The organism is Candidatus Thiodiazotropha sp. AKAK3 (genome assembly GCF_058244645.1).
In genome coordinates this window covers 33923-48272 of the sequence record NZ_JBSYOQ010000054.1, presented here as the reverse complement: position 1 = coordinate 48272, position 14350 = coordinate 33923, and the positions used below count along the sequence as shown (strand labels likewise).

4 protein-coding genes are annotated in these 14350 nt (G+C 49.3%); all 4 read right to left on the bottom strand.

Going from position 1 to position 14350, the window contains the following annotated elements; genetic code table 11:
- Positions 1-29: 29 nt before the first annotated feature.
- The 4 genes from AC4IE7_RS13860 to AC4IE7_RS13845 all read right to left on the bottom strand — a co-directional run bounded on the left by AC4IE7_RS13860 (position 30) and on the right by AC4IE7_RS13845 (position 13733).
- Positions 30-3257, bottom strand: coding sequence for an efflux RND transporter permease subunit (locus AC4IE7_RS13860; protein WP_490777441.1), 3228 nt, complete (start codon positions 3255-3257; stop codon positions 30-32).
- Between the two features lie 4 nt (positions 3258-3261).
- Complete coding sequence (locus tag AC4IE7_RS13855; protein ID WP_490777440.1) at positions 3262-4263, bottom strand: efflux RND transporter periplasmic adaptor subunit; 1002 nt, start codon at positions 4261-4263, stop codon at positions 3262-3264.
- 117 nt (positions 4264-4380) lie between these two features.
- On the bottom strand, positions 4381-7143 hold the full coding sequence (locus AC4IE7_RS13850) for an aminotransferase class III-fold pyridoxal phosphate-dependent enzyme (RefSeq protein ID WP_490777439.1): 2763 nt from the start codon (positions 7141-7143) through the stop codon (positions 4381-4383).
- Positions 7144-7223: 80 nt separating this feature from the next.
- Complete coding sequence (locus AC4IE7_RS13845) at positions 7224-13733, bottom strand: SDR family NAD(P)-dependent oxidoreductase (protein WP_490777438.1); 6510 nt, start codon at positions 13731-13733, stop codon at positions 7224-7226.
- Positions 13734-14350: the final 617 nt, after the last annotated feature.

Here is a 14350-nt window from a genome sequence, read left to right as displayed (position 1 = left end):
CCCTGAAGACGACATACTTAGTCGCCGGGTTAATAATCAGAATATTCACCCACTCTCTGACTATCTGGCGACGGGTTAATAGGGGGTATCAAAGGGGTAGTTTCAATTGGCTTGGTAAACTGCTTTTCCTTAAGTTTTTGCAGGCGTTCCTGTAACTCCTGAGTCAAATCCCAAAGCACAGGAATGATAAACAGTGTTAGTGCTGTCGCGGTTGCCAATCCGGTAACGAAAGTGGATGCCATGGTTCCCCACACCAAAGAGTAACTGGGAAAGCCGATGGCCATTGGCAGTAGACCAAGACTTGTGGTCAGCGTAGTCAAAAGAATAGGACGGAGCCTGATGTGAACACCCATGGTTATGGCCTGACGCCTGGGCACGCCTCTTCGATATCGTTTGTTGATGAAGTCGATCAATACCAGGGCATCATTCACTACCACCCCGGCAACACCAATCATCGCAACGAAGCTGTTGATGGTGAATAGTGATTGTGTGATCAGTTTACCGAACACCACTCCGATCATGGCGAAAGCAATGGCAGAGAGAATGATTAACGGCTGCAGATAAGATTGAAACTGGGTGGCAAGGATGACATACATGACCAACACGGCAATGATAAAAGCGTAGCCCAGAGACTCAAACGAGCGCTGGGTATCCTCATGCTCTCCACCGAAGATAACAGAAGCACCGGGGTAATTGTCGCGGATGGTTTCATAGTAGGACTGAACCGCATTCACCACCGCAGGTGTCGAGGTGGGTGCACCTGTACGAATATCCGCCTTCAGACTGATGGATCGCTGACCTTGGTAACGGTTGATTTCACCTGTCTCATTGTAGGCCCTGACCTTGACCAGATCAGCTAGATAGACCGGTTTTCCAGCACGCTCCACCACAGGTATATAGAGGGCACTCTCCGGGGTCGTTAATATCGAGGGGTCGATTCGTAACTTTAAGTCAACCTCTTCATCGATATGACGGTATTTGCCCAGATAACGTCCATCCAGCACGCTCGCAGAAAGTTGTGCCACTTGACTGTTATCCAGACCGAACTCCGCAACCCGCTGCTGATCCACCTCAAGACGAAAAACCCGTTTTGGCAGTCCCCGGTCATCACTCAAATCGATAAGATGAGGCCCGATATTTTCTGAATTGCGCATGAAGGCCAACAGATCAGTCGCAAGGCTCGATACTGCTTTCACATTCGCGCCTACAACTCTTACATTAATATCTTTACCACTGGGTGGGCCGTCTTTCTGGGGATGAATATGGAGTTTAAACCCGTCAGTCTCAAAGGTCTGTTTGAGCTTTTCACGCATCCGCTCCAAGTGCGTCAATGGGTTGTCGAAGGTCTGTTGATCCTTACCTGGCATAGTGACAATCACAGATCCATGGTTGTTTCCATAGATCGGCTCATAGTCTTCATTGAAATACATGCCTGCCATTCCTGAGGTAGCGGTGGCCATTCCGGGGCCGTCTTCCATTACTACATCCGCAATCTGCTTTACTCTTTGATTGACATCGTCAATGGAAATATTACTGGGACCAACTATATCGACATAGTATATCTTGTAGTCGTCGGGAAAAAACTGGATTCGCACCAAAGGCACTTTACCGCTGGCAGAGAGTCCGATTATTAACAGTGAAGCTACAAATAAAACTGCTACAACTGACATCGTCAGTAACCGGTTACGCATGGTTCGCTTCAGCATCCATTTTGTGAAGCGCCTGGTTACTCGCAACATTGCGTTGTCGCTATCCTGCAGCTTTTGGGTTTTTTTGTCGCGAGGTCCGAAATCGAGATAATGAATAGGTAAAATCAACAGACACTCGATCAGAGAGGCTCCAACGGCAAAGGTTACTGCCTTGGGTACCAAAGCAAAAAACTGGCCGGTGGATCCGCTCATAATCAATAGCGGCATAAAAGCGGCCACCGTAGTCAGGGTGGCAGAGATTACCGGCATCGCCACTTCAGAGGTGCCCTTGATAATCGCCTCTCGCAGCTCATATCCTTTCTGCACTTGTCGATAGATATTTTCTGTTACCACAATGGCATCATCCACTATGACACCGGTAACCAGGACAAGAGAGAATAGGGTGATTTCGTTTAAACTGTTACCGGTCAGATACATGATCAGAATGGTAATCATGAAGGCGAATGGAATACCTATTGTGACCAGTCCGGCATTTCTGATCCCCATGAAATACCAGATGACCAGGGATACAAGAATGATTCCAGCGAGCATATTCATGCTCAAGATGCTTATTCCATCATTGATATATACCGTTGAATCCTGGGTCAAAACCAGATCAACTCCTTGCGCCTTCAAAATTGGCTTAAACTTGTCTGTCAGCGCAATGACTTGGTTACGAATGTCTACAGCGTTACCCAGTTCAGATTTGATTACCTTCAACCCCAATGAAGCTTTACCATTGACCGTGGTGATGACGATAGGATCGCGGTAGCCCATACCAATGTGTGATGATAGATCTGCAACCCGTAGCAGACTGCCATCAGCATCACGCCGTACAACACATGACTGCACCTGTTCCAGGCTGCGAAAGCGCTCATCCATTTTGATACGGAACTCACCGCTCTCATTGGTATATTTACCTGCAGGTATGGTTTGATTTGCACCGCTGACAGCTTGTGCAACTTGATCGAAGCTGACACCCAGTTCGCGCAACTTTTTTGAATCGAGATAGAGATGGAACTCCTGAGTCTGTCTACCGGAAAACTCCACTTGTTGCACGTCGGGAATCTTTGAAATCTGAGTTTTGATCTCCTCTGCCATCAGAGCCAGTGTTCGATTGTTAAGGTCTCCAACCAGGTTGACGGCAATTACCGGTAGCCAATCTTGTACCTTTGTATTCAGCAGTTCCGGTGGGTCAATCCCTTCTGGAAGTTCGTTGATGATATTCATCACCTTAAAACGAACCTCGTTGAAGAGGGTGTCGTAGTCAGAATCGTCAATGAATTTTAGGCGAATGTTTGAACTTCCACTAAACGAGGTGGAGCTTATCCACTCCACATCATCCACCAATTCCAAGGCGTCTTCGATTTTGCGGGTGACCAGACTCTCCACCTCTTCTGGAGAGGCACCAGGATAAGCGGTGAAGATGATGACTTCACCAAAACCAAAATTGGGATAGCGTTCAGAGGGCAGTGCAAACAGGGAGATGAATCCCGCTACCATCAACATGACGAACATCAGGTTATAGAAAACCCGTTGTTTTAGAGAGAAGGCAACAACTTCGCGCATAGGTCTACTCTTCAAGGGCTATGAATTGATCACCAGGCTTGACCTCTGGTGAAACCACTCGAATCCAATCATTATCCAGTCCCTTGGATCGACCAAGATAGACAACTGGGATCTCATTGCCGTCTGACCGTTTCAGCCAATACTGCTCATAGCGTTGTTGAAGTGCGCTTTGCGGCACTAACACTGCCCCTGATCGGGTTGGAATATTCAGGGATAGATCCACTCTTAATCCTCCCCGGTGAGCAGGTAGTCCCTCAGAGAGTTCTAACTCGAGATGGATCTTGCGGGACTGATCATCAAAGGCGGGGGAAACCCTGATCAGCTTTGCCGGTAGTTCTGTTTGTAGATCCGGAAGGGTTACTTTCAGACCACCACTCTGTTGTGCGGTTTTCAGCGCCTGAAACTCTCCCATACTGAGTGCAAATGGCGCCACCAGGCGACTGTAATCACCGACCTCAAGGACAGGTTCCCCAGCATTTACCCATTTGCCTGGTTCAACGTGACGTTTTATAACCCGCCACCCATCTGGCGCTTTAATGCATAGCCTTTCCTTGCGCTCTTTTAGTATGTCAGCCTCAATGGCCAATGCCTTAAGTTGGTTTTCGGTCTTGTGCAAACTTCTCAGTGCCGTGTCTAGCTGGCTTTGAGAGGAGGAGTTCTTTTTTAGTAATTTTTTGTAGCGAGCAGCCTCCTTACGGAAATAGGTACTATCCACTTTTAACAGTCTACGTTCTGCTTTATTGGTGCTCAGTTCCAGTTTCAGGTAGGTGTCATCCAGACAGGCAAAAGGTTCTCCTTCCTTTATGCTGTCACCCACATCTCCATTTACTGTTGCGATACGTCCTGCTTGTTCTGCGGAGAGGGTAAGCCTCGAATGAGCGCGGGTAAAGCCTGACTGTACCTCTCTTTGTACCGCCGCCTTTGCTAACACTAATGTGTCAGTTGCATTTATAGGGGAAGTAAAAAAAGATACAAAAAGGGCGAGGAGAAGAGAGTTGTATTTCATGTCGTTTTAGTCCTTGTCCCAACGAGAAACTTCATGACCTGGAATCTATTCGCAAAGACGACCACTCTCCCGCCAATGATAAGGCGGGTAAGTGGTCTGATCTTTTATCAAGCAGTATTATCGGTTGCTATGCCACTCTGCATATCCTTTGGTAAATTCATTCAGTTCCTCTTCAGGTATAAGAGTGTCAAACCGATGTGGTTGTGCGGCTTTGAAGCCATGTTTTTCTGCCAGTCCGGTGATGTAAGCCGCTTCCTTCTGGGTCAGAATCTGACCAATGCTGTGATCCCCCTCTGCGGACTCCAGAGCCAGGAGGATGGTTTCACCCAGGCATCCCCAGCAGACGCCAGGTGGGAGACCCATCGCACTAAACTCCACGGGGTCTGGAAGTTCGACCAGACCGCCATCAAAGATGAGTGCTTTGGAATTCCGGCCCGCGTCGTCGGAGACGTTTGGTGGTCGAGCTACATCGCAGACGATAGACCAGTCTCTGAGATGATGGGCTTTGATAATGGCAGTATCAGAGTTTGTTGCCGCGACGATGATGTCAACGTCTTTCAAGCCTTTGTCGAGATCTGTTGTTATTTGGATAGGGAGTTCATTGTGCATACGTCGAACAGCGCTCGCGACTGAGCCGTTTTTGGCCTCGTTCATTGCTGCTGCGATATCACAACGCAATGAGCGAACTAACTCACCATCACTCTCTTTACTATGAAACCCATTCGGTCCAAGCTCATCATCGTTCAGCAAGTCACTATATATCTCATCGGCAATGGCCTGGCAGCGCTCGACTGCATCGGTATTCGAGGCGTTGCCAACGAGAACCAATGAACCGATCTTATCTGCAATCATCAGTGAAACAAGCCGTCCAATGGCGCCAGTAGCTCCAACAACAGCGACCCGTGCCTGACTGAGATCGACACCCACACGCTTAGTGATCTCTTCGATTCCGGCAACGGCCAATACCGAAGTTAATGTGTTGCCACTGGTAACCCAGGCATCCTTCCCGGCAAGTACCTGGTTGCTCTGATTGGCAAGGGTGGAGCCACCCTGGCTGACGATAGAGGTGAACCCTCCCAGTCCAACGATGGATGAACCACGTCTGGCCGCCATTTTCTTGGCACGCTCAAGCATGTACATTGTCTCTTTTCGGCCGATCGAAACCATATCCTTTGGGATCATTGGCAGAAACATCAGCCATCCTTCTGAGACCTTCCCCGTTTTCGATTGAACCCCTTCAATATGGTGTACGAAACCTGGTCCTACTCCTCGAGTCCACTTGCGCAATTTTTCCATCTGTTCCGAGGTGAACTGCTCGAATGAAGGATCGGCATCGATGAAATCATGTTCATGCATATAGTGAACGACGAAGGAGAACTGACTGCCTGGTTTGCTCCTGTCATACTCACGGGATGGGGCGAGCTGGCGCTGTTGAGATTTTTCGTAACGTTTGCCACCTTTAACGACACGCAGCGTTTTGCCTACGAACGTCTTGACAATGTGATGGAAGTCTCTGCGATCCAGGGCATCGCACATGCAATCAAGAGCATTGATGACGTAGTCTATTTCGGTACGGCCGACAGAGAATGGTGGCTGTAGCCTCAATGTATGAGAGCTGTTGAAGGCGGGAGCCGTGACAATTTTATGTGCATTGAACAGGTATGAGCTGAAAGCAGCGATCAGACCCTCATTCATGCTGAAGAATGTCATCGAGCCAGAGCCATCCCCAGGCTCGAATGGATAAAATTCCAAGCCGGCCATAAATCCTTTACCGCGAACTGTTTTGATTACTTTTGGATAACTCTCTTGCAGTGCCTGTAGGCGACTGGCTAGATACTCGCCGTTTTCAGCAACGTTTTTGATGATCTGTTGGTTGTCACGCTGAAGAATCTCAATCACCTTGGTTGCGACACGACAGGCGAGGTTGTTGTTTGCGTAGGTGGAGCTGTGTAGTTGGCCGAACTCATCATCCCAGGTATCGGGTGTGGTAATGCAGGCCCCAATCGGGATCAAGCCACCACTGAGGGTTTTGGCAAGGGTCATGATGTCTGGTGCTCCAGCATCCTCAGGGAGTCCGAACATCTTTCCGGTTCGTCCAAGCCCGGTTTGAATCTCGTCCAGGATAGTAAGCACGCCATGGGATCGGCATAGCTTAAAAGCCTCAGCCAGATAGCCGGGAGGGGCAGCTACGACTCCGCCTTCCCCCTGGATAGGCTCAACGATGAATGCGGCAATATCATCCTGACTCTGGGCCAGACGCTGTTTGAGCGCATCGATATCCCCAAAGGGAACATAGTCAAAATTCTCTACTGGTGCGCCGAACGGTTTCTGATATAAGTCCCGACCTGTTGCAGAGAGTGCGCCTAATGTTTTACCGTGAAAACCGTTGGTGGTTGAAAGTATGATCTGCCGACCAGTACGCGCACGAGCCAGCTTAATGGCCGCTTCCACAGCTTCCGCGCCACTATTAGTGAAGACACAAACATTCAAATCCCCTGGTGTAATCTCGGCCAGCTTGGCTGAGAGTTCCTGTGCTGCAATGGGCATCAGAGGCTGAATCATGGTTGGAAGTTGTTCCCGCTGAGCTTGCATACATGCATCCCAAAGTTCTGGGTGGTTATGCCCCAGGGATACAGCGCCATATTGGGAGAGGAAGTCGATATATTCACCGCCTTCTGCATCAAAAAGTTGATGACCAAGGCCGCGTACCAAAGGCTTATCAAGGCGAAACGCCTTCAAGAGTTCTGAGCGTGTGGGATTGAATACCCCAGCCGATTCAGTTTCTGAGGCTTCGTTATCTGAGCCACCAAGCAGTTTTCTGATAGCGGCACGTTTTTCTTCGAGTGAAAGGCCACCGAAAGTAGGTGTTGTTGTATTCATTGTAGATATTCTCCGAGTATTCTATGTACCAGGTAAAAAGTTGGAAGTGGTGGGGGGAGTACTCCCCCCACTTGCCGAATTTAAGCTACGGCCTCTTCCTTCTTATCTACGTCGTTTACAGACTCTTCACTTGATATATTGCTGCTGCCATCACCATCATGAGGGATCTTCATGTGGTCGAGCAGCACTCCTGCCAGCTCAAAAATGCTGCCACTTCGCACCAGCTCAAGTACCGGGATATCGACACCGAACTTTGTTGAAACGCCATACTGCAACTCGACGGCCATCAAAGAGTCGATACCCATGTCAGATAGAGGCATGTTGATGTCGATCTTGTTGGCAGGTTTGTGCATCGTTTCAGAGACGAGTTCCACCACCATCAAAGCCAGCATTTCGTTGCGATCACCTGGTTCGATGGAAAGCAGGGCAGCACGTACTTTACCCGCTTCAGCATTTTTCCCAGACGACTTGGCTCCAACCACATAGGCCAGACTCGGAATGGCGGAGGAGGCTGGATTGAGCTGTCCCCATTTCGCCCAGTTCATGTCCATAAAGCCCAACTGGGTTCTGTCATCCCATAGTGCCAGAGCCATTGCTGCACAAGCATCGGCAGGAGTTATGGCATTGATGCCAGCTCTCGCCAGTTGTTCGAAAACAATGGCGTCCTGGGCTACCATGCCGACCTCAGCAAGTGCGCCCCAGTTAACACTGGTTGCAGGGAGTCCCTGCGCTCTTCTGTATTCCGCCAATGAATCGAGGAATACATTTGCCGCAACATAGTTGCCCTGACCGGGATTACCCATCAGTGCAGAGACTGATGAGAACAGCACGAAGTGATCTAAAGGTATATCGGCTGTATGTTTGTGTAGCAACCAAGCGCCACGAGCCTTTGGTGCCGCTACTTTGCGTAGTCTGGCCTCATCGAGATTGGCCAAAATGGCATCGTCAAGGACGGCCGCAGCGTGCATGACACCTTTCAGTGGAGGCATCGACTGGGCCAGGCTATCGAACATCGAAACGATATCCTCTTCTTTGCCCATATCAGCGCAGACTACACTCACTTCGACGCCCTGCTTCTGCAGATCTTTGACTGTGTTTTTAGCAATCTCCGTCTTAGCACCGCTTCTACCCACGAGGGCCAGGTTGCGCGCACCTTCAGTCACCATCCACTTCGCGATCTCCAGGCCAAAACCGCCCAATCCACCAGTAATGAGATAGGTCGCGTCAGGTTTCAGTAGTGTCCCTGTCTCTTTCAGAGGTGCGACCTCAACACCTTCAAGATCGTCGAAATCGATAACGATTTTGCCGATCTGTTTAGCCTGCGCCATAAACTTGAAGGCATCGGCAATCTGGGATGCAGGAAAAACGGTAACCGGTGTTGGTTTCAGATCCTTAGAGTGGAATAGCGCCCAGACTTTGTCGAACAGTCCATCCAGCACTTCAGGACTCTCACCCATGAATCGATCGAGATCGATGGCTGTATAACTGAGGTTGCGGTTGAAAGCCAACATCGGCATGCGGATGTTCTGCACGATGTCACGCTTACCGATTTCGATGAATCGGCCAAGTGGCGCCATGACTTGCAAACTTTTAATGATAGTCTCTTTGGAAAGTGAGTTGAGAACTACATTAACCCCTTTGCCGTTTGTCACTTTCTTGATCTGCTCTGAGAAATCCAGAGTACGAGAGTTGAAGATATGCTCAACGCCAATCGAGCGGAGGTATTCCCGTTTTTCTTCACTGCCAACAGTAGCGATAACGGTTGCCCCAAGCCATTGTGCGATTTGTATGGCAGCCAGTCCAACGCCTCCCGCTGCGGCATGAATGAGTACCGTCTCACCTTTACGCAGACGGGCGACATCATTCAAAGCGTAATACGCGGTCAAGAAAATCGTCGGTATGCTGGCGCTGTCAGTGATACTCATCAACGGTGATGCAGGAACAGCAAACAGGTCTTTCACAGCAACAGTGATGTGAGAGCTGAATGAGTCGCGGAAGCCACCAACCAGCATATCACCAACCTTATACTCAGTGACGCCTTCACCCACGGCCACGATTTCAGCTGTTCCCTCCATGCCGAGGCTGGTCTGATGGAAAGTTGATTCGAGCGCTGCTTCTGGCAGCATGCCCAGGGTTTTCAAAATGTCTTTGAAGTTCATTGCAGCGGCGTGCATACGCAGCTCAATCTCTCCTGGCCCAGGTGCGCGACGGCGGATCTGCTCGTAATAGAGGGACTCGAATCGTCCCAGTGCGCCTATCTTTACGCGAAATGCACCAGCCTCCTCAACTGAAAGCATCTCATCTTTCTTCTCCTCCTCATCCTCTTTCTTTGAGCGTGCCAGTGGTGTCAGTCTGTGTACGTAGCGTACCTCTCCACGCAACGCCACATCGGACTCCAGGTTATCGCTCAACAGTTCATTGGTGAGTGCTTGAACACTTTCAGCTGTGGCAGCAGGATCAAGGTCAATCACTGTACAGCGAAGGTGTGGTAGTTCACTGAGTGCTGTTCTGGCAAGACCGACGAGATAGGCCTGCCCAAGGGCTGGGCCCTCTTCATCGCCGATATGCTGGGCGCCCCGGGTAATCACATAGACTCTTTTTGGAGCCTGCTCCGGTTCATGACTGGCGAGTGCCTGCACGAGTTGCAAAAACTCTACATGCGCAGTGCCTTCACTTGGGTCATTCTCGGCCTTGTCGTTGAGACCCCACAGGTAGACGATGCGGGACTCTGCATCTGCCTGCTTCAGACTCTGCTCGAAGGGAAGTGACTCTTCTCCCTCAGTTTCAGAGCTGCTGCTATCAGTAGTATTCAATAAGGCTGGTGTTGGAATCTGCTCGATTTCCTTTACCCCAGCCTCACTCAGCTTACTGGATAGTTCGCTGGCAATCCCCACTTCGTCTGAGAACAGCAGCCATTTACCCTCGGGTGGAGAGATCTTAGCTGGTTCGGCTTCCTCCCATGTCATTACGTAGGAACAGCTTTCCAGGTATTTAGCACGGTGCTCCTTAAGTGAGACCAGGGACTGTAAACGCACCCCTTGTACTTCAGCAACCACCGACCCATCGCTGTCGCAAATCATGATTTCACCGAAGATACGATCTTCAGATTGTTCGACAATGCGACCATAACTCCAGCACCGCCCATGCAGACGTTTGTGATATGAAATCCGCTTAATGCCTACGGGTACGAATGTACGTTTGTCGGAAGGATCCCAATCAAGTCCGGCAATCAGAGATTGCAAAGCGGCGTCTAACACCACCGGGTGCAGATGATAGGCTGACTCACTGCTCTGATCGCTCAATGGTTCAATTTCAGAGAGTACTTCCCCGTCACCCCGCCATAGATTTCGGATTCTCTGAAACATAGGTCCGTATTGCAGACCGTGTTCGCTTAAGCGTGAGTAGAGTTTTTCCGTGTCTACAGTGGTACTGCATCGGAGCTGAATCTCTTCCATGGGGATAGGCTCAGCAGCTAGCGGTGGAGAATTTAAAATTCGTCCATTGGCATGAAGCGTCCAGTTCCAACCATCTTCCTCCCTTCGTGTATAGATATGATATTCACTTTTATCTTCATCGAAGGTTGCTCTTAGAATCGGCTCACCCTTGCCCTGAAGCATCAGGGCGCGTTGGAACTCGATATCTTCAAGTGTCCCGGATTCGCTGTCGTTAATCAGTGACTGAATGGCGAGTCCCTGCTCAATGTAGCCTGCTGCTGGAAATATGACTGCCCCTTCAACGATGTGATCTTCCACATAGGAGGTCATTTCTCGATTCAGTTCACTCTGCCAGGTTGGTGTAGGGGCGAACGACCGCAGACCAAGCAGTGGATGATCAACCTCACCGGTACGGTCATGTTTTGATACGAGGGTTTCGTTCCAGTAAAGCTCTCTCTGCCAGGCATAGGTTGGTAATTTGACATAGCTGGCGCCTTTTCCGGTCACCGCCCGCCAGTCGACTGAATAGCCATTGACATGCAATCCACCCAGGGCGAGCAATATCATGGTTCGCTCGTCGGATTCACGCTTCAGAGTAGATATCACAATCTCCGGTTTTCCCTGGCTCCTGACAGCCTCCTTGATTGATCCACCAAGAACAGGATGGGGACCCACTTCGAGGAATGCCTCAGAACCTGCGCTAAGGATTTCTCCGATTGCCTTGGCAAACAGCACAGGCTTGCGGATGTTGTCGCACCAGTAATTGGCATCTAAATCGGGACCTTCTACCAGTGCACCTGTGACTGTAGAGTAGAGTGGGGTAGTCGGAGTTTGCGGTTTGATATCCTTCAGTGCTTCAATCATATCCGCTTTCAATGGTTCCATCTGTGGGCTGTGGTAAGCCACCTCCACGCGGAGAAAACGGTTGAAGATTTGCTTTTCCGTCAGTGATTCGGCCACAGAGGCAAGTGCATCTGAATCACCCGACAGGGTGACAGCAGTGGCGCCGTTCACAGCGGCAATTGAAATAAGATCTGATTTGTCTTCGATCAAAGCGATAGCTTCATCGGCACTGAGTCCGACTGCCAACATTTTACCTTGTCCGGCAGCGCTCTGTTGCAGGCGGCTCCGATGGTAGCTGACACGAACGGCATCTTCGAGACTGAGTGCGCCAGAGACATAAGCAGCACTTACTTCACCCACACTGTGGCCAACGATGACTGAGGGTTCAACACCCCAGGAGCGCAATAGATCATTGAGTGCGACCTGAAGTAGGAAATTAGCAGGCTGGGCTATCTGGGTCTCCTCTATCCTGGACTCCGACTCTTCCGCTTGCATCTCGTTCAGAATCGACCATCCAGCGAGAGACTGGAAGATGTTGTCTATGGCCTTGGCTGTTTCGCGGAAGACAGGTTCACTCTCGAAAAGCTCGTGGCCCATCGCCCACCATTGTGGACCCATGCCGCTAAAAACGAAGACAGGCTTACTCTGCGAACGTGTCTGGCTTCTTCCAACACATGATTGAGAGCTGATCCCTGACTCGGCATAGTCGAGAAGTTCGGTTTCCAACTCTTCCAGTGATGATGCGACGATGGCCAGACGGTGTTCATGGTGTGCACGGCGAACGGCAGATGAAAACGAGATATTATGAAGTGCAGGGACATCATTAGATGAAAGGAATTTAACATAGGATTGAGCAAGTTCGGTCAGCGCTGCTGGATCCCGTGCGGAAAGCGTAAGAATTTCTGCTTGTTGTTCAGGCCGGGTGGTATCATCATCCAGCATAACCTGGGTTGGCGCACGTTCAAGGATTACATGGGCATTGGTTCCGCCATAGCCAAAGGAGTTGATGCCGACATAGACTGGTCGGTCATCCTCAGGTAACTTCTCTTTTGCTCGCGGTAGGCGAATGCCAAGGTCATCAAAGGGAATATTTGGGTTGGGTTCAATCAGATTGGCCTGTGGTGGAACCTCATTGTTTTTTAGACACAGTGATGCTTTAACCAGGCCAGCCACGCCAGCCCCAGCCTCAAGATGGCCAATCGTCGCCTTGACGGATCCCACCAGACACTGCTCATCACCTTTCCTGCCGGCACCTATGGTTCGTCCCAGTACGCCAGCTTCGACAGTGTCACCCACTGTGGTGCCGGTTCCATGGGCTTCGACATAGCGAACATCCTTGAAAGGCACGCCACTTTTCGTATAGACATCACGGATCAGATTCTCCTGTGACTCTGGATTTGGCACGGTAATGCCATCGGTCCGACCATCCTGGTTGACACCAGTGGCACGGATAAGGGAGTAGATATGGTCACCGTCGCGTTGAGCGCTTGAAAGTGGTTTGATGAGTACCATACCGGCACCTTCTCCACGTGCATAACCATCCGCCCTTGAGTCAAAACTTTTACTGCGTCCATCACGGGAAAGAAAATGTCCTTTGGACATCAGCGTTGGGTACTCAGGACAGATCATAACGTTTGCACCACCAACCAAGGCAGCGGAACATTCACCTCGCCAGATCGCATGACATGCCAGATGGGTGGCCACCAGGGAAGAGGAGCAAGCGGTATCTAAGGTGAAGCTTGGTCCACGCAGATCAAAGCAATATGAAATCCTGTTAGCGATCATGGTCATAGATGCGCCAGTGGCAGAGTTTGTTCCGCTGGTGGATCTGTTTAGCGGACTCATCTGCAAGAGCATGCTATCGAGGGTAAAAGCGCCACAATAGACACCTGTGTTTGATCCGGCGAGATCAGCCGAAGAGATGCCAGCATCCTCCATGGCCTCCCAGGCTGCTTCCATAAGAAGCCGTTGTTGGGGATCTATATATATAGCTTCGCGAGGAGATATGCCAAAGAAAGCGGCGTCGAACTTATCTATGGGTTCCTTAAGAAATCCGCCCTGTTTGACATACATCTTTCCTGGTGTGCCAACATCTGAGCTGTAGTAGCGGTCGATATTCCACCTTTCAGGGGGGACATCACAGATTGCGTCTAAACCTGTTCCAAGCATCTTCCAGAATTCGTCAGGGGTAGTAGATCCGCCAGGATAGCGGCAGCCAATGCCTACAATCGCAAGGGGTTCATGTAATTGTGTTGATGTTAAAGCTGAATCGGTGATGACTGATTCTGAATTAAATGGTTGATTGGTGTTCATCTTGTACCTCGTTTCCCTTTTCTTTCAATGATGAAGGAATTTTTATGGTTTTTTTAAATTCCTGAATTCAAAGCACCTTGGTTTTCAATATCTTTCAGATTGAAAGCCATTGATTATTCGGTATTAAGGATTTTTTCTGAATAAGTATGTGTGTCGCTTTATTCAATGAAAAATAATAATAGTTGCGTTGTCTGTATGATAGATCCGCAACCTTATATTTATATTGCTTTGTTTAATCTGATTGTGCTGAGTGCTTGTTTGTTAATCAATGATGATTGACAAGCGAAAAGTAATTGGCTCTTGCCAGATGGAAAGTATCATAAAAGTTTTTCCCTTCTTAAATAGTTGTCCATAAAAAACCTAAATCTAGATTTATTCTAAGAATAACTTTAGATTTAAGTTGATTGTCCCAGAGGTGTTGTCTTCCATGAGTGTTTCTTGATCTTTGGTGTTAGTCACATCAGCAAACCATTAAGTATTGTGCCAAGTATTAATTGTTGATTTCCATTTATCATATATAGTCTGAGATTCATGCTTTTTCGGCAGCGATTCTATTCGCATAAAATTATTAATATATTGATGTGGATCAAACAATATGAATTTAAATATTAAGGGTA

Excerpts from the sequence above, each read along its gene's own strand:
- AC4IE7_RS13850 (WP_490777439.1), bottom strand. The coding sequence starts at position 7,143 with ATGAATACAACAACACCTACTTTCGGTGGCCTTTCACTCGAAGAAAAA.
- AC4IE7_RS13855 (WP_490777440.1), bottom strand. The coding sequence starts at position 4,263 with ATGAAATACAACTCTCTTCTCCTCGCCCTTTTTGTATCTTTTTTTACT.
- AC4IE7_RS13845 (WP_490777438.1), bottom strand. The coding sequence starts at position 13,733 with ATGAACACCAATCAACCATTTAATTCAGAATCAGTCATCACCGATTCA.
- AC4IE7_RS13860 (WP_490777441.1), bottom strand. The coding sequence starts at position 3,257 with ATGCGCGAAGTTGTTGCCTTCTCTCTAAAACAACGGGTTTTCTATAAC.